The sequence below is a fragment of the Providencia sp. 2023EL-00965 genome, from assembly GCF_033550225.1.
In the GTDB taxonomy this organism is placed as follows: Bacteria; Pseudomonadota; Gammaproteobacteria; order Enterobacterales; family Enterobacteriaceae; genus Providencia; species Providencia manganoxydans.
This window is the reverse complement of record NZ_JAWUEH010000021.1, coordinates 1-17,703: the sequence shown is the minus strand read 5'-3', so window position 1 is coordinate 17,703 and position 17,703 is coordinate 1. Positions and strand designations below refer to the sequence as shown.

Sequence of the window (17,703 nt, the reverse complement as noted above, 5' to 3'; positions counted from 1 at the left end):
CTTAGCGGCGCTTTCACTGTCGCCTAGCTGCATCTCGAATTCGAATTATTTAGAGCTTATAAGATATGTGGTGAGTTAAGAGGCTAACCGAATAGGCTCTTAACTTATCATAAAATCAGCATTCGGAAGGAGTTTACTTTATGGCATACAAACATATTCTCGTAGCGGTAGATTTATCACCTGAAAGTAAGGTGTTACTGGATAAAGCGGTTTCTATGGCGAAACCTTACGGGGCTAAAGTATCCATGATCCATGTTGATGTGAACTACTCAGATCTCTACACCGGTCTTATCGATGTGAATTTGGGCGACATGCAACAACGTATCACGGATGAAACGCGTAATTCGCTAAAAGATCTTTCTGCTGGTGCAGGTTATGAGATCCAAGAAACACTGAGTGGTAGTGGTGATTTAGGCCAAGTTCTAGTCGATGCAATTAAAAAGTATGACATGGACTTAGTGGTTTGTGGTCATCACCAAGACTTCTGGAGCAAATTGATGTCATCAGCGCGTCAGTTGATTAATACTGTTCATGTTGATATGTTGATTGTTCCGCTGAATGACGATGAAGAATAATCGATTCAGTTAGAATTGAAACATTATTCACTAAAAACGCTTGCTTATGCAGGCGTTTTTTTTGGGTAAAAAAATTTAAATTAAGTGAGTTATTGGTAGGTCAAGAAATTTTTTTTACTCCAGAATAAAAAAAAACCTTGAAACTTGAATACAAACTAGTGATATATTCAATAAGCAAATACAAATCAACCTCACATTTCCTAAAAAATAATCATAAGAAAGGGTGAGAAACATCACAACATAAAATTTAAAAAAGGAAGACACAACCAATGAATTCATTATCTTCATTCTTGGAGTCTGTACAAAAAAGAGACCCTCAGCAACCTGAATTCCTTCAGGCCGTTCGTGAAGTATTTACCTCACTTTGGCCATTCCTAGAAAATAACCCGAAATATCGTGAACAAGCATTACTTGAACGCTTTGTTGAGCCAGAAAGAGTGATCCAATTCCGTGTCTGTTGGGTAGATGATCAAGGCAAAGTACATGTAAACCGTGCTTGGCGTGTTCAATATAGTTCCGCTATCGGTCCATTTAAAGGCGGAATGCGCTTCCACCCATCAGTTAACCTTTCTATCTTAAAATTCCTTGGCTTCGAACAAACATTGAAAAATGCACTGACAACATTACCGATGGGTGGTGGTAAAGGTGGTTCTGACTTTGATCCAAAAGGCAAAAGCTACGGTGAAGTGATGCGTTTCTGCCAAGCTTTGATGACTGAATTGTATCGCCATTTGGGTGCAGATACTGATGTTCCAGCTGGGGATATTGGGGTAGGTGGTCGTGAAGTTGGTTTTATGGCCGGTATGATGAAAAAATTATCTAACGACACGTCTTGTGTGTTCACCGGTAAAGGTCTTTCATTTGGTGGTAGCTTAATTCGCCCAGAAGCAACCGGTTACGGCTTGGTTTATTTCACTAACGCAATGTTAAAACGCCATGGTTTAGGCTTTGAAGGCATGCGTGTTGCTGTGTCAGGCTCAGGCAATGTTGCTCAATACACAATTGAAAAATGTATGGAATTAGGTGCTAAAGTCATTACTGCATCAGACTCTAACGGAACAGTTGTTGACGAAGCGGGCTTTACCCCTGAAAAACTTGCGCGCCTAGAAGAAATCAAAAATAGCTATGGCCGTGTCGAGGCTTATGCGAAAGAGTTTGGTTTAACCTATCTGGCTGGTAAGCAACCATGGTGTGTACCTGTTGATATCGCGTTACCATGTGCCACTCAAAATGAGTTGGATCTTGAAGCGGCAGAACTACTTATCAAAAATGGTGTGAAAGCTGTGGCTGAAGGTGCAAATATGCCAACAACGATCCCAGCAACAGAACGTTTTCTTGAGGCAGGTGTATTGTTTGCACCAGGTAAAGCCGCAAACGCAGGCGGGGTTGCAACATCAGGCTTAGAAATGGCACAAAATGCGGCACGTATGGGCTGGAAGGCGGAGAAGGTTGATGCACGTTTGCATCACATCATGTTAGATATCCATAACCACTGCGTCGAGTTTGGTGGTGAAGCGAAGCAAACTAACTATGTACAAGGCGCAAACATTGCAGGCTTTGTGAAAGTCGCTGATGCAATGCTCGCACAGGGTATTTTGTAATTTCCTGATTAAATGAACATACGCGAAAAGGCGGCTGTATTATATTGATAACTCACTGGTACATACGCCTTTCGTTGTTATGTTTTAATGCATGGATAAATATCAAAACGATGGCTTTTGGTTGTGACTGCGGACGGCGCTTTTTGCCCCGCAAGGGGTTCTGCATAGTCAGGGCGTTTCACCACCACACGGCGTTTTGCTAGCGCTAAAGCGGGCGCTAACAAAGCATCTGCATCATCATCTGCGCCTACTAGTGATTGAAAAACGCGCATTTCTTTTTTAACCAATGCACTTTTTTGACGATGTGGATACATCGGATCAAGGTAAATCACGTCAGGTGGTGTCGTGATATCCGCTAAGGCCGTAATACTTGATGCATGAATTAAGGACATCCGTTGTTTCAGCCATTCACCGATTTCACTATCTTGATAACCACGTTGTAGGCCATCATCAAGTAAGGCTGCTACCACAGGATGACGTTCTAACATGCGTACCTGACAACCCACAGAGGCTAGCACAAAAGCATCTCGACCAAGACCTGCTGTCGCATCTATGACATCCGGCAAATAATCCTTTTTGATCCCCACGGCTTTTGCAACCGCTTCTCCTCTGCCACCACCAAACTTACGTCGATGTGCCATTGCCCCTGACACAAAATCAACAAAAATACCGCCTAATTTAGGTTCATCCAGTTTACGCAGTTGTAAGTTTTCAGGGGTGAGAACCAATGCCATAACCGCATCGGGGCTGTGGATGAGTTGCCATTTTTCCGCTAGTTGGGAAAGAGTGCCTTGATCGGCACCCTCTTCACAGATCAGTTGGATCTTGACGTGATCAGCCATCGATACCATAGCTCTTCAACATCGCATCTAACTCAGGTTTACGTCCACGGAAACGTTCGAACAGTACCATTGGCTCCTCTGAGCCACCACGGCTAAGAATGTTATCGAGGAATGATTGGCCTGTTTCACGGTTAAATATACCTTCTTCCGCAAAGCGTGAGTAAGCGTCTGCTGCCAGTACATCGGCCCATAAGTAGCTGTAATAGCCCGCTGCATAGCCACCGGCAAAGATATGGCTAAATGCATGTGGGAAACGGCTCCACTCAGGCGATGGTACAACAGCCACTTTTTCTTTTACCGCATATAAGGTTGGCATCACTTGAGCACCTTTAGCTGGGTCATATTCAGCATGTAAACGGAAATCAAATAGACCAAACTCTAGCTGACGTAAAACAAACATAGCGGATTGATAGTTTTTAGCCGCTAACATGCTATCAAGCATTTCGCGAGGTAATGGTTCGCCAGTTTCATAATGACCAGAAATAAATTCGAGCGCTTCAGGCTCCCAGCACCAGTTTTCCATAAACTGGCTTGGTAATTCGACGGCATCCCACGGCACACCATTGATGCCAGCAACATCTGCTACATCGATTTTGGTCATCATATGATGCAGACCATGGCCAAATTCGTGGAACAGTGTGATCACTTCATCATGAGTAAACAGAGCAGGTTTATCACCAAGAGGTTTATTAAAGTTACAGGTTAAATAGGCGACAGGGTTCTGTAACGAGCCATCTTTGTGTACCATTCTACCTGCACAGTCATCCATCCATGCTCCGCCACGTTTGTGTTCTCGCGCGTACAGATCAAGATAGAAGCTACCACGTAGGGTATTGGTGTCATCATAAAGCTCAAAGAAGCGCACGTCTGGATGCCACGTTTCGATATCTTTGCGTTCTTTGGCGGTAAGGCCATAGATACGATGAACAACCTCAAATAGGCCTTCTACAACACGCTGCTCTGGGAAGTAAGGGCGTAGCTGTTCGTCGCTGAGTGAGAACTTATGTTGTTTTTGTTTTTCGCTGTAATAAGCCAGATCCCAAGATTCGAGCTTATCAACACCATAGTGCTGCTTAGCGAAAGCAGTTAATTCGGCTAATTCATCTTTACCTTGTTGATGTGCACGATCAGCTAAATTAGTCAGGAAGTCTAATACTTGTGCAGGCGACTCCGCCATTTTAGTTGCCAGTGATTTTTCAGCAAAGTTTTTGAAACCAAGTAGTTGAGCCAGTTCATGACGTAATGCCATCAATTCTTCAATTAGCTCACTGTTATCCCATTTACCTGCATTAGGTCCTTGATCTGATGCTCGAGTGCTGTACGCGTGACTCATTTCACGACGCAGCTCAGCGTTATCAGCATAGGTCATAACAGGCAAATAGCTTGGCATATCCAGTGTTAGCAGATAGCCTTCCTCACCTTTAGCTTCCGCCATGGCTTTTGCGGCAGCAATAGCGCTTTCCGGCATACCAGCCAATTGTTTCTCATCTTTAATGAGCTTAGTCCAACCCATGGTGGCATCAAGAACGTTATTGCTGAATTTAGAGGCAATTTCAGACATACGTGCGACAATTTCGCCATAACGCTGCTGCTTTTCAGCTGGCAGGCCAATACCAGACAATTCAAAGTCACGTAAGGTATTTTCGATGGATTTTTTCTGCGATTGGCTTAGGGATGCAAACTGTGCGCTATCTTTGAGAGACTTATAAGCTTGATATAGAGGTTCATGCTGACCCATCCATGTGCTGAATTCAGAAAGCAATGGTAGGCATTTTTCATAGGCTTCACGCAGCTCTGGGCTATTTTTGACCGAATGAAGGTGGCCAACAGGTGACCATACACGTGATAACTTATCGCTTGCTTCTTCAAGCGGCTGGCATAGGTTATCCCATGTATATTGATTAGTTGCTGATAGGATATTTTCGACAGTTTGACGATATTCCGTCAGGACTTGTTGAACCGCAGGGAATACATGCTCAGGTTCAATTTTAGCAAATTGGGGTAGTACAGAATCGGTTAATAATGGGTTTGTCATATAAACATCCTGTGATTGCAGGCTTGCACGGGTAGGCCAAGGCTTACTGTATTGACAATAAGTGAAACGGCTAACTTCGAGTGAACGAATGTAACACGCCACTGTGAATATGAAAATTATATGGGGGCAGAAATAGAAACCTCAATACAAGATAACGCTTTTTGTTCTTAATAATTATCAATAAATGTGACTATTTTATTCAGTAAGCTTTGGAAAACTATTGATTCGGGCTATAATTGGTGCTCAATCAAAAAGGAAGATCGTCGTCTCCGGTGAGGCGGCTGGATTTCAAATCCAGTTGGGGCTGCCAGCAGTCCCGGGCAGGTTCGACTCCTGTGATCTTCCGCCACACAAGCTCAACACACCTCCACTGAAGTCAATTAAATCCTTTAAATTCAACCTATAAAAGCAAATCATAGTCAACTCAGTTCAACTGAGGTTACTCCACATCAACCCCCAGTTGGGGGTGTTAATCGGGGGTGCATTTAGGTATGCTATATCTTGCACCCCCAAATTCTCATTTTCTTTGAAACAGATAGGGCTTACGGAGGTTTTATTATGGCTCTGAGTGATATAAAAATAAAAACGGCAAAGCCGCTAGATAAGCCCTACAAACTTTCTGATTCAGGTGGGTTATATCTGATCGTTAATCGCAATGGTTCTAAATATTGGAGAATGAAGTACCGCTTCGCAGGCAAAGAAAAAATGCTTTCTATTGGTGTTTACCCGAAAGTGACATTAGCGGAAGCAAGAAACCAGCGTGATGATGCGAAAAAATTGTTGGCTCAAAATAAAGATCCAAGTGAACAAAAGCAATTAGCTAGATTAGAAAAGCACTTAGCTTCTGAAAGTACTTTTGAAGCAGTAACTCGTGAGTGGCACACCTCTAAAGCGGATCGCTGGTCACTACGTTACCGTGATGAAATTATTGATACCTTTGAAAAGGATATCTTTCCTTACATTGGTAAGCGTCCGATAGCAGAGATTAAGCCCTTAGAGCTACTTGAAACTTTGCGTAAGATGGAGAAGCGCGGAGCCTTAGAGAAGATGCGCAAAGTCCGCCAGCGCTGCGGGGAGGTCTTTCGCTATGCAATTATTACTGGTCGAGCTGAATATAACCCAGCCCCTGATCTGGCTTCTGCTTTAGCTCCACCGAAGAAACAACACTTTCCATTTTTAACCGCTGAAGAGTTACCTTATTTTCTAAAGGATCTAGCAGGGTATACAGGTAGTGTGATCACCAAAACGGCAACTAAAATTATTCTGCTGACAGCTGTACGTACACAAGAGCTCCGCTATGCGCGTTGGCAGGATATTGATCTAGAAAAAGGGATTTGGGAAATTCCTGCTGAAGTGATGAAAATGAAGCGACCACATGTAGTGCCACTATCTAAACAGGTGATCGAGCTGTTTAATTCACTCAAACCACTGTCAGGGCATTATGAGCTTGTGTTTATAGGCCGTAATGACCATAGAAAACCGATCAGTAAGGAAAGCGTAAATCAGGTTATTGAGTTGTTGGGGTATAAAGGAAGACTAACAGGACATGGCTTTCGTCACACGATGAGTACAATCCTGCATGAACAAGGATTTAATTCAGCATGGATTGAAACCCAGCTCGCGCATATCGATAAAAACTCTATTCGAGGAACCTATAACCATGCGCAATATTTAGAAGGTAGGCGAGAAATGATGCAGTGGTATGCCGACTATATCGATTCATTGAGAAATGGTGGCAATATTGTTCATGGGAATTTTCATCGTCAAAACGCATGATAACTAACCACGATTTATCGTAATACATCTCATTCAATAAAGAAGCTTTATCACTGAAAGCCTCTGTCCTCACGGACAGGGGCTTTTTTGCTTTTAAATCAACCTAAAAGGAAATTATTATGGAAAATTACATTCGTTGCCCGGCCTGCGATTCAACTCGCATTCGTGAACGTCATATTGGGAAAAAGACAGGAGCTGTTGCTGGTGGCGTATCAGGCGCACTAGCTGGAGCGTCTATCGGCTCTGCTGTTCCTGTTGTAGGGACGATTGCTGGTGCTGCGGTAGGCGCTCTATTTGGACGTTTAGTCGCTGGAGCTACTGCTGGGCTGTGAGTGGTTCAGCTTTAGATGGCGTGGTATTTGATCGTTATGAATGTATCGAGTGTGAATACACGTTTGATTGATAGCCATAAGTTAACGGAAACCCCTGATGGGGTTTCATCTCTTAGGAGTCTGTGAGTCTGAACTGACCCTAGTTTATTGGCAGGGGCTTTTTTCGTTTTAACCCACACAAAAATAAATCATGGTAAAAAACATAACATGTTATCGGGACTGTGAGTCTACTCATCATCTTGATCTAAAACGTCATTAATCATTTTTAAAGCGAGTTGCCTGTTTTTCAGCTGATTGGCTTTTTATATCAATATCATCTTCTAAAGGGAAATAGCTCCCTTTATCAAAATATCGCCATTAATTAAATCACAATACATCAATAATAGGACACGAATATGCGTATAACAGCGACGGCTTCCCCATGCCTAAAATCGGGGATGATTTCTGTTTTTATTACGAATTTAGGTAAATATAACGAAGGTGAACTGGTTGGTGAGTGGCTTGAGCTTCCGGCAACCTCAAAAGAGATCGAACACTGTTTAATGCGGATTGGCATTGATGGCATTCACTATGAAGAGTATTTTTTGACCGACTATGAATCCTCCATTGATGGCCTTTCTTCTTACATTTCAGAATATAGCCTTTTAGATGAGTTGAATGAGTTAGCCTCGCGATTAGCCATGTTATCGCCTGATGAAATTAACCTTTATCAGGCAGCCATTGAAATCAGTTCTTCAACGAGTTCAATCCATGATTTAATTCATTTAGCGGATAATTTAGATTCTTTCCAGCAATTAGCGGGGGTCAATAATGAATATGATTTAGGTTATTACTGGATAGAAGAAAGTGGTTGTTATGATTTAGCCCAACTGGGGCATTTATCCCATTACTTTGACTATGAACGCTATGGACGTGATGTTTGTCTTGAACAAGGGGGGATTTTTCACAGTGGAGGATATGTTTATCATATAAGTGGGTAGATAGGATAACAGAATGGGAGTCAAACCGCTTTGATCCCATTGGGCGGAGAATAAATAATGCAATAGTATCCCAATAACATCCATAAGCTAGAACACCAATCAAACTAAACTCTACTATAAGCCATCTTTACGGATATCCGTAAAGATGGCTATTATGGTGTTCTTTTTTTATTTAATGCAAACCATTAAATGGATATTTATCTTACTGTGATGACAAATGCACTAGTAGAAGGGGTTACGCGCCCATTTCATCGAAAAGTCCAAAGTTTGCTCTTAGCCCTGTAATATCAAGGGATACAGGCGATATCTTATACGATAGCATTAACACTCGATGCTATTACATTGAAAAATTAAAATTTAGAAACCCCACCGTCTAAGGATATGTTAGTAAAACTTATTGCCGATATGAAAATTACGGTAAGGGCGTTATTACGAAAAAATGTTGAACGGTATGAACAATTAGCCTTAGAAAATGATATTTATACCGATGACCAACTGATTGATTTTATGTTGCAATACCCAATACTGATTTGATATTGCACCAATAGGAACTAAACTTTACCGACCATCTGAAGTCGTATTGGAGATATTATCTCATCCGCAACAACATGAGTTTATCAAAGAAGATGGTGAGCTTATTGTAGACATACAAGTTGTCAGAGTTAAGTAATATACTTATCATGGTGCGTGCATTGATGTATAGTACCAATGCGCTCATGCTAATAGGGAACTTAATTACGTACTGTTAGTCTTGATTTTTTAAAACTTGCTATCAATAGGAACAGATAATTATATTATGCGTCTTACGCCACCCTGAGCTCCCGCCCTCCTTTTAGGTTGATACTAAATCAGCCAATTTCGTCATCCCTTCTTAGGGATAATTTCGCTTATTTAAAATACACTCGCCCATCAAGGGATTGATAGATTACAAGGTAATCCAATATGCTGTTGTCCTCCACTCGTCAGGACTGGCTAGGTAACATCCGTGGGGATGTGCTTGCCGGTATTGTTGTTGCTTTAGCGTTAATTCCTGAAGCAATCGCTTTTTCAATTATTGCCGGCGTCGACCCTAAAGTCGGGTTATACGCAGCATTTTCCATTGCGGTAATTATTGCTTTTATCGGAGGACGCCCCGGTATGATTTCCTCCGCAACGGGAGCAATGGCACTTTTAATGGTCGTTCTTGTGAAAGAACATGGCCTTCAGTATCTATTAGCCGCGACGGTTTTAACCGGGATATTTCAAGTTATCGCAGGATATTTAAAGCTCGGTAATTTAATGCGGTTTGTTTCACGCTCTGTCGTAACGGGGTTTGTTAATGCGTTAGCTATCTTGATTTTTTTAGCCCAACTTCCAGAGTTAACCCATGTGAGTTGGCATGTTTATGCCATGACCGCGGCAGGCTTAGGGATTATCTATCTGTTTCCATTAATCAATAAGACCATTCCTTCACCATTAGTGTGTATCGTTGTATTAACGGTAATTTCAATTAGTCTGGGTCTTGATATCCGCACAGTCGGTGATATGGGCGTTTTGCCTGACAGTTTACCTATCTTCCTTGTGCCTGATATTCCCTTGAATATCGAAACGCTACTGATCATATTACCTTACTCACTAGCGCTTGCCGTTGTTGGCTTATTAGAATCGATGATGACCGCAACGATTGTGGATGATTTGACTGATACAACCAGTGATAAAAATCGAGAATGCAAAGGGCAAGGTATTGCGAATATTGCCACTGCATTTATTGGCGGGATGGCAGGATGTGCGATGATTGGTCAATCCATCATCAATATAAAATCGGGTGGCCGAGGCCGATTATCGACACTGGTTGCCGGTATTGTTTTATTGTTAATGGTGGTTTTTCTTAATGATTGGGTATCAAAAATCCCCATGGCGGCGTTAGTTGCTGTGATGATTATGGTGTCAATTGGAACCTTTTCTTGGCGATCCCTTGCTGATATACGAGTTCATCCGCTATCAACCAGTGTCGTTATGATAGCCACCGTCATTGTTGTCGTTTGGACCCATAATCTGGCTTACGGGGTACTTGTCGGGGTGCTCATCGCAGCGCTTAATTTTGCTAATAAAGTCGCGCGATACATGACAGTTACATCAAGCAGAGATAAAAAAGCACGCCATTATGAGGTTCGAGGACAAATTTTCTTTGCTACATCAGAACGCTTTGTTAATGCTTTTGATTTTAAAGAAGACATTGATAAAGCGATTATTGATGTGGATCATGCTCATTTTTGGGATATCACCTCCGTCAGCGCGTTAGATAAAGTGGTGATTAAGTTTAGACGTGAAGGCATTGATGTTGAAATTAAAGGGATGAATGAAGCCACTGCAACATTGGTTGATAAATTTGGTATTCATGACGACCCGAAAAAAATTGAAAAATTCATGGGAGGTCATTAATTATGGTAGCAGATATCATTCAAAAAAATTGTGTAATTGGGTGTATTGACCGTTCGTCTTCGGCAATTGCTGTTTGCCACGCCAGTGCTTGGATAGCCCAAACACTCGACCTACCACTGACACTGTTACACATGAATGAAAAAATCTCGACATCAGCACACCATGATTTAAGTGGGATCATCGGATTTGATACCCGAGAAACTTTATTGAGTGAACTCGTGGATATTGAGGAAAAGCGAGCGCGCTTAACCCGAGAGGAAGGCCGACAATTATTGATGAGTGCAAAAAAAATCACTCAAGATTTAGGTCTTCATGATGTTAATACACTTCAGCGACAAGGAACGTTAGCCGAAGTACTCAATCAAGATGATACGCATATTGTTGTACTCGGTCGTCGAGGCGAGCAATCTGAATTAACGGGTCATATTGGCAGTCAACTCGAAGGCATTATTCGACTTCAAAAAAACTCAGTGCTTATCTGCAAGCGAAACTTTACCCCACCGAAAAAGATGCTGATTGCATTTGATGGCAGCGAGGAAGGTGAACGAATCATTCATCGGTTAACACAAGTGAAATTATTAGCCGGTAGTGATTGCTATCTGGTGATGTACGGTAACCAAGACTGTCAGCTCAAAAAAGCACAAAACCAACTTCATCAAGCCGGTATTCAGGTGAAAGTCAATTTACTTGAGGGTGACAATAGCATCGTTGATGAGTTGTGTAACTTTGCAGTACAACACCATATTGATTTGATCATCATGGGGGCTTTTGGTCATTCGCGATTGAGGCAATTTTTTACCGGAAGTCATACGACAGAGATGATACATAAAACGCCCGTGTCATTACTCATCATTCGTTAGTCTTTTCGTCTATAGTCATTATTACCAAGAGAGGTGACTCGCTTTCGTCACCTCTCTATCATAATAAGTGGCTACGATTTATCGACAATATGAATAAAATGAATGTGTTTTTCATATTGATCGAGGATATCATGAATAATCTGCGCTTCACTCCATCCCATAATATCGTAGTCTTGCCCACCTTCCTTTAAATAAACTTCAGCGCGGTAGTATTTCTGAGACTCATTATTTTCATCATCATCCATACCCACTAATGCAAAAGAAGGCGTCAAATAGTCCCGTAATCGTATTTCATAGAGGAAATTGAGATTCTCACCAAATTGTACTTCAAGAGTCACCCTATCGTCTTTCTCATTATGGATAGCGACCTCGGTCCCCTGCTTTTCCAACTCAGTAACGACTGACTGCATAGCCGGCTCAATCACTTCCGCCATGAAACGTTTAACCTGATTACGTTTAGGAAAGAACGCTATTTTACGTAATCGACGCTCCCATGATAACCCCCCACGTCCGGTATTCGGTGCTAAGGTAGCAAGCTGTTGACTGTCTTTTTTATACACATCAATCCGTAAAGCTTTTAGCAATCCGACGATAGCAATCAATAAAATAATCGCAAAAGGTAACGCGGTCGCTATCGTCATAGTTTGCAATGCCGTTAATCCGCCGGCCAGTAAAAGTGTGATTGCAACGGCCCCCATCAAAAAGGCCCAAAAAATACGTTGCCAAACGGGTGTGTGTATTTCACCACCCGAGGCTAACGTATCGACAACCATGGCCCCAGAGTCTGCAGATGTCACAAAAAAAACAATGACCATCAGCATAGCGACAAAAGAAAGAACAGATGAAAACGGAAAGTAATTTAAAAACTCAAATAAGGCGAGAGCAACATCTTTTTGAACGACTTGTGCCAACATTTCAGCCCCATTATCACGGATCAAATGGATGGCACTATTTCCAAAAAAAGTCATCCAAAGCAGTGTAAACCCAGCAGGAACAAACAAAACACCTGTAACAAACTCACGAATAGTACGGCCTCGAGAGATCCTCGCAATAAACATGCCCACAAAAGGGGACCATGAAAGCCACCATCCCCAATACAATAATGTCCATCCCCCTAACCATTCACTCGATTGCGGCTCATAGGCATAAAGATTGAAGGTTTTATTGATGATATCTGAAAGATAAGCCCCGGTATTTTGGACAAAAGATTTAAGTAACAGTACTGTCGGGCCTAAAATCCCAATTAATAATAATAATAAACCCGCTAAACTTAGGTTGAGTTCAGAGAGAATTCGTATGCCTTTATCTAAACCACTGACGACTGATAACGTCGCTAATCCCGTGATCACCACGATCAAAATTACTTGCATCGTTGGACTGACAGGAAAACCAAATAAATGTGCTAATCCTGCGTTGACTTGCAAAACACCAAATCCAAGCGAAGTTGCAACGCCAAAAACGGTGCCAACAACAGCAAAAATATCAACGGCATGTCCCATTGGGCCATAGATACGTTCACCAATGATGGGATAGAGAGCTGAACGCAATGTAAGCGGTAAGCCATGTCGATAACTAAAAAAAGCGAGAATTAAGGCGACAATGGCATAAATCGCCCAAGCATGTAAGCCCCAATGGAAAAATGTAATTTCCATTGCTTCTCTTGCAGCTTGAACAGTTTGTGGGTCTCCAACGGGGGGAGCAAGATAGTGCATCACGGGTTCTGCGACCCCGAAAAACATCAGTCCAATGCCCATTCCAGCAGAAAACAACATAGCGAACCAGGAAAGATAACTAAATTGCGGTTGAGCATGATCTGGACCGAGTTTGATTTGGCCAAATCGAGAGATCCCTAAATAGGCGACGGTCAATAAAATTAATGCAACGGCCAGAATATAAAACCAACTGGCATTCTCAAAAAGTTGAGCTTGTAGGGTTTTTAACAAAATTTCAGAACGTTGAGGAAAAATAGCGGCTACTGCAACGACACATAAAATAATAAAAGCAGAAACAAAGAAAACGGGCGGATTTATCTTCCCCCACGTTTGAGACTTTTGTGGTGATGATGACATTCAATCTCCCTTTTAATGCGTGCTCATGATTGTCATGAAGCTCGGTTTATGGTGATAAATATAAATTATTTAATTAAAAAGTATCCAATCTCTTGTGTATACTTAAATATCTCTCTTATGTCATACCAAGCCGTATGACTATAAACTGGATAAACGAATAGAGGGACATTTATTGTACTATTTTCATCAATTTTGATACTTTCGAAATAGTATGCCGTGAGCAACCTATCAGGTTTTCTATTTGGCTATAGCTTTTTTTCTCCATTAGAAGACCTTCAATTTTTTGGTGTAATATCTTATTGACCGGACGACCTTTATACTTCCCTTCTTGTTTGGCTTTTTGCACTCCTTGCGCTTGACGACGCCGTCTATCTTCGTAATCCTTTCTTGCAACCGCTGCCAGAATGTCTAACATCATACTGTTAAGGGCTGCAAGCATTCGTTCTGTAAATTCATCGGTGCGACTCATAAACTGGTAACTGGTTGGCAGATCTAAAGAAACGACCTTTAACCCTTTATGTCCAATGAGATATTTTAATTTTTCCCAGTCATCGGTATTCAAGCGGCTAATTCTATCCACTTGTTCAACTAAAATAATATCTCCGGGCATGGCCACATTGAGTAAGCGAAAGAGTTCAGGTCGGTGAAGCTGAGCGCCTGACTCATTTTCTTCAAACCAGCAGGCAATTTGTAGCCCCATTCCTTCAGCAAATTTCAACAGTTCATTTTTTGCTCTTGAGGCATCTTGTTCATGCGTAGAAGCACGTAGATATCCATAAATTCTTATATTTGTCTTCATCGGTGCACTATACATTAGTGTTGTTATTTCGGTGCATTATACATCTGTTTTTCATACTTACTACACTGGATTTCACTTAGTGTAGTTAAGGTAGACTTAAATTGCACTTCTGTATCGATTACGCGCGCATTCATTATATGATGTTGTTTATTTTTAGAGGATAGAACATAACCACAATGAAAGAGATTAAATCAGGCCGTATTCAAATTTTGACTGAACAGGAAATTCATGAGCTCTATTCTCGTCCAATATTTAATCAAATTGAGCGTGAAGAATATTTTTCATTAGATCCGAGTATCAAAAAAATCCTCGCTAAAATGGGAAAAATTGAAACGAAAATATATTTAATTCTTCTGATCGGTTATTTTCGCGCTAAGCCTGTTGTTGCTCAATTTAAGCTACGAGAGGTTAAACACGATGTTGACTACATTTATGCGACTCATTTTCCAAATAGAAAACCGAAATACCCCTTTATTGCTAAAAGTACTCGTGCAACATTGATAGCGAAAATGTATGAAATACTCGGTTTTTCGCGGCTATTAAAGCGAGATAAACAAGCTTTGATAGAGCGCTTAAATGATGTCGCAACAATCTGCACATATCCCAAATATATTTTTGATGAATGCCTCGCTTTTTTAGGTCAAAACAGAATTGGATTAGTGGGTTATTCCACTTTGCAAAATATGGTCACCACGATTTTAGCTAATGAGAGGCATCGAACCGAGTTGATCCTGTCAAATAGCGTGCCACCAATAATACATAAAAAATTAAAGAAGATACTGCATACAAAAGGAGTATTAAATAGTCTATCTGGTCAACAAGGCGCAGCTAAAGATTTTACACCTACAGAGCTCGCAAGTGAAATTGAAACGCATAACACCATAAAAAGTGTGTATCCCGACGTAAAACGTCTTGTTGGTGAATTGAGATTATCATTAGGTAACTTAAGCTATTATGCATCGATTATTCAACATCAATCGATTTATAAAATTCGTCGATTTTCCGAATGGCAAGGCATGTTATATCTGGTTTGTTATCTATTTTTTCGCTATCAAGAAACTAATGATAAATTGGTAACAGCTTTTTTGTATGTGACGAGAAAGCAAAGGGAAGCTGCGAGTGCTTCAGCTAAGTTACGCATTGCAGAAGAACTGGAAATTATTCGTGAAAAGTTAATGCATGCGGGTAATATTTTACACCTCTTTGTTGATGAAACCGTCAGTGACAATACGCAATTTGGTGATATTCGCCAAAATGCATTTACAATGATCTCTAAAGATGAAATTCAGTTAATAAGTCAACATCTTAATAAGAATAATTTTGATAAAACCCATTATGAGTGGCTATACATTGATACACAATACAGAAAAATTGCGAATACGATGAGATCACTTTTTCTCGCTATTGATATCGAATGCGAACCAGGATTACACCTGCTGTCTTCCCAATTATTAACAGCAAAATTAGAACTTCAAAAAGATAAGCACATTTCTACCGTCGATCAGCGATTACTGTTAAAAAACGATAAACCTTTTATCTTGATAGATGAACAGGTTAATACTCAACGATTTGAATACTATTTATACCAAAAAGTAGCTAGGATGATTGAGAGTAACCATATTTACATCAATGAAAGCGCTAATAACAAGCGTTTAGCCGATGATTTGATTTCAGCCGCCGAGTGGAAAAAAAGCCATGTCATCATTCAAAAAACAGGGTTAACTCGGCTCAATACGCCAATAGAACAAACGCTTTCGGAATTAACGCAAAAATTGAGCGATCAAATAGAGCGTATTGGTCGTAATATCCATGATGGAGCCAATGATTTCGTGACACTTCAACCGCGTTCAAATCAGTTAACATGGAAACTGGCGAATAAACGCTGGAAAGATGATATTGATAATCCCATATATAACCAGCTCCAACATATGGGGATCATTGAAATTATGGACTATGTTCATCAAAAAACGGGTTACTTAGATGCATTCAAAAATATCGCCTCAAAAAAGAAAAACACTAAGGCCAAAGAGGGCGATTTACTTGCTTGCATATTTGGAAATGGCTCAAACTATGGTGTTCATCATATGTCATCAATATCAGATAGAGCCATCGGTGTGCTTAGAGCCGTCAATGATGGGTATATTAGACCTGAAACAACGAGTGAAGCTAATGATATGATATCTGATGCTTTAGCAAAACTCCCCATTTTCAAATATTATACGATTAACGAAAGTACCCCATTTGGTAGCATTGATGGCCAAAAACATGGTTGCCGAATCAATACATTTAAAGCCCGTTTTTCTGCCAAATACTTCCGAAAAGGGAAAGGTGTATCGGCACTCACATTAGTTTCAAATCATGTACCAATAAACACGAAAGTGATTTCAGCCAATGAATATGAGGCCCACCACGCATTCGATTTACTCTATAATAATACCAGTCATATTCAGCCCAAAACATTAGCAACAGATACGCATGGCGTTAACAACGTAAATTTTGCTATCCTTGATCTTTTTGGATATCAGTTTGCCCCGCGATATGCAAAATTTAAACACGTTTTTAATGAATTGTTTGACATAGAATATGATGAGATCCTTTCCCTGAAACTTAAAAAATCGCTCAATTTATCACTCATTCAGGAAGAGTGGGAAAATATTCAATGGATAATTTGTTCATTAAGCCGTAAAACGACAACACAAAGCACGGTGATTACTAAGCTTTCTAACAGTAAGAAAAACAATCGCACCTTAGCGGCTCTTCGTGAATATGACCGATTAATTAAGTGCTTATACGTTCTCGATTATGTTGATAACAAAATGCTCAGGCAGTTCGTCCAGCAAGCACTTAATCGGGGTGAAGCTTACCATCAATTACGGCGTGCAATCGCGTCAATTAATGGTAATCAATTTAGAGGTGGTGATGATTACCAGATAGAACAATGGAATGATTGTGCTCGTATCATCGCTAACTGCATTATTTATTATAATTCTGCATTATTATCCAGTTTGATTGAAAAATTTTCGCGTGAAAATAATCAAGAAGCGGTCAATATGATAGCTGAGTTATCGCCTGTTGCATGGCAGCATATACAGTTAGCTGGTAATTACACCTTTGGCCTTAAAAAAGATAATATTGTACTGGAAAGATTACTGGAGAATTTAGATCCTCTCATTTCAGAAGAGTCATTAAGCTTAGCGGCATAGTCTATTTATATTATTAAATTACATATCGTCTGTAGCCCTTGATACCAAAGGGCTACGAGTAAACTTTGGACTTTTCGATGAAAGGCACTGTTGCAAAGTTTAAGTAGCCGGTATGCTAAATTAACTATTTCATTAATGAGGTCCGTTTGGTGAATGCATTTAAAGGTCGTCATTTCACTGGTATTATCATTCTTTGGGCTGTACGTTGGT

General features: G+C 40.7%; 12 protein-coding genes, 1 tRNA gene and 1 pseudogene. 10 read left to right on the top strand and 4 right to left on the bottom strand.

Annotated features, from left to right (window positions below; genetic code table 11):
- The first annotated feature begins 140 nt into the window (after positions 1 to 140).
- Both uspA and gdhA read left to right on the top strand, forming a co-directional pair.
- Positions 141 to 575, top strand: coding sequence for a universal stress protein UspA (gene uspA / locus SC428_RS20225; RefSeq protein ID WP_070927539.1), 435 nt, complete (start codon positions 141 to 143; stop codon positions 573 to 575).
- Positions 576 to 844: 269 nt separating this feature from the next.
- On the top strand, positions 845 to 2,176 hold the full coding sequence (gene gdhA, locus SC428_RS20220) for an NADP-specific glutamate dehydrogenase (RefSeq protein ID WP_070927541.1): 1,332 nt from the start codon (positions 845 to 847) through the stop codon (positions 2,174 to 2,176).
- A gap of 77 nt (positions 2,177 to 2,253) precedes the next feature.
- On the opposite strand, the gene rsmJ is transcribed toward gdhA, so the two are convergent.
- A complete protein-coding gene (gene rsmJ, locus SC428_RS20215) occupies positions 2,254 to 3,018 on the bottom strand; it encodes a 16S rRNA (guanine(1516)-N(2))-methyltransferase RsmJ (RefSeq protein WP_070927543.1) in 765 nt (254 codons plus the stop codon).
- Complete coding sequence (gene prlC / locus SC428_RS20210) at positions 3,011 to 5,053, bottom strand: oligopeptidase A (protein WP_070927545.1); 2,043 nt, start codon at positions 5,051 to 5,053, stop codon at positions 3,011 to 3,013. Before prlC ends, rsmJ begins: the two co-directional genes overlap by 8 nt.
- Positions 5,054 to 5,307: 254 nt before the next feature.
- On the opposite strand from prlC, the gene SC428_RS20205 reads away from it, so the two are divergent.
- From SC428_RS20205 to SC428_RS20175, 7 genes and pseudogenes are all read left to right on the top strand, one after another.
- Positions 5,308 to 5,402: transfer RNA gene (locus SC428_RS20205), tRNA-Sec, on the top strand.
- Positions 5,403 to 5,611: 209 nt separating this feature from the next.
- Positions 5,612 to 6,829, top strand: coding sequence for a tyrosine-type recombinase/integrase (locus tag SC428_RS20200; RefSeq protein ID WP_104873094.1), 1,218 nt, complete (start codon positions 5,612 to 5,614; stop codon positions 6,827 to 6,829).
- Between the two features lie 119 nt (positions 6,830 to 6,948).
- Positions 6,949 to 7,161, top strand: a complete 213-nt coding sequence (locus SC428_RS20195) for a hypothetical protein (protein ID WP_231405885.1) — start codon at positions 6,949 to 6,951, stop codon at positions 7,159 to 7,161.
- 395 nt (positions 7,162 to 7,556) lie between these two features.
- Complete coding sequence (locus SC428_RS20190; protein ID WP_104873093.1) at positions 7,557 to 8,141, top strand: antirestriction protein ArdA; 585 nt, start codon at positions 7,557 to 7,559, stop codon at positions 8,139 to 8,141.
- Positions 8,142 to 8,498: 357 nt separating this feature from the next.
- Positions 8,499 to 8,811: pseudogene (locus SC428_RS20185) on the top strand (ArsC/Spx/MgsR family protein); the annotation flags it as partial.
- A gap of 272 nt (positions 8,812 to 9,083) precedes the next feature.
- Complete coding sequence (locus SC428_RS20180; protein ID WP_173914478.1) at positions 9,084 to 10,562, top strand: SulP family inorganic anion transporter; 1,479 nt, start codon at positions 9,084 to 9,086, stop codon at positions 10,560 to 10,562.
- A 2-nt stretch (positions 10,563 to 10,564) separates the two neighbouring features.
- Positions 10,565 to 11,422: a universal stress protein gene (locus SC428_RS20175; RefSeq protein ID WP_104873092.1), complete on the top strand. Its 858-nt coding sequence runs from the start codon at positions 10,565 to 10,567 to the stop codon at positions 11,420 to 11,422.
- Between the two features lie 71 nt (positions 11,423 to 11,493).
- On the opposite strand, the gene SC428_RS20170 is transcribed toward SC428_RS20175, so the two are convergent.
- Both SC428_RS20170 and SC428_RS20165 read right to left on the bottom strand, forming a co-directional pair.
- Positions 11,494 to 13,491 (bottom strand): BCCT family transporter, encoded by a 1,998-nt coding sequence (locus SC428_RS20170; protein WP_104873091.1) that lies wholly within the window; start codon positions 13,489 to 13,491, stop codon positions 11,494 to 11,496.
- Positions 13,492 to 13,660: 169 nt separating this feature from the next.
- Complete coding sequence (locus SC428_RS20165; RefSeq protein WP_173914476.1) at positions 13,661 to 14,290, bottom strand: recombinase family protein; 630 nt, start codon at positions 14,288 to 14,290, stop codon at positions 13,661 to 13,663.
- A gap of 176 nt (positions 14,291 to 14,466) precedes the next feature.
- Here SC428_RS20165 and SC428_RS20160 point away from each other — a divergent pair, with 176 nt between their 5' ends.
- A complete protein-coding gene (locus tag SC428_RS20160) occupies positions 14,467 to 17,493 on the top strand; it encodes a Tn3 family transposase (RefSeq protein WP_272675323.1) in 3,027 nt (1,008 codons plus the stop codon).
- The last annotated feature ends 210 nt before the right edge of the window (positions 17,494 to 17,703 follow it).

Bases quoted from the DNA above. Each gene is read 5' to 3' on its own strand.
- SC428_RS20175 (WP_104873092.1), top strand. From the start codon at position 10,565: ATGGTAGCAGATATCATTCAAAAAAATTGTGTAATTGGGTGTATTGAC.
- gdhA (WP_070927541.1), top strand. From the start codon at position 845: ATGAATTCATTATCTTCATTCTTGGAGTCTGTACAAAAAAGAGACCCT.
- SC428_RS20180 (WP_173914478.1), top strand. From the start codon at position 9,084: ATGCTGTTGTCCTCCACTCGTCAGGACTGGCTAGGTAACATCCGTGGG.
- rsmJ (WP_070927543.1), bottom strand. From the start codon at position 3,018: ATGGCTGATCACGTCAAGATCCAACTGATCTGTGAAGAGGGTGCCGAT.
- SC428_RS20170 (WP_104873091.1), bottom strand. From the start codon at position 13,491: ATGTCATCATCACCACAAAAGTCTCAAACGTGGGGGAAGATAAATCCG.
- SC428_RS20165 (WP_173914476.1), bottom strand. From the start codon at position 14,290: ATGAAGACAAATATAAGAATTTATGGATATCTACGTGCTTCTACGCAT.
- SC428_RS20200 (WP_104873094.1), top strand. From the start codon at position 5,612: ATGGCTCTGAGTGATATAAAAATAAAAACGGCAAAGCCGCTAGATAAG.
- uspA (WP_070927539.1), top strand. From the start codon at position 141: ATGGCATACAAACATATTCTCGTAGCGGTAGATTTATCACCTGAAAGT.
- SC428_RS20190 (WP_104873093.1), top strand. From the start codon at position 7,557: ATGCGTATAACAGCGACGGCTTCCCCATGCCTAAAATCGGGGATGATT.
- prlC (WP_070927545.1), bottom strand. From the start codon at position 5,053: ATGACAAACCCATTATTAACCGATTCTGTACTACCCCAATTTGCTAAA.
- SC428_RS20195 (WP_231405885.1), top strand. From the start codon at position 6,949: ATGGAAAATTACATTCGTTGCCCGGCCTGCGATTCAACTCGCATTCGT.
- SC428_RS20160 (WP_272675323.1), top strand. From the start codon at position 14,467: ATGAAAGAGATTAAATCAGGCCGTATTCAAATTTTGACTGAACAGGAA.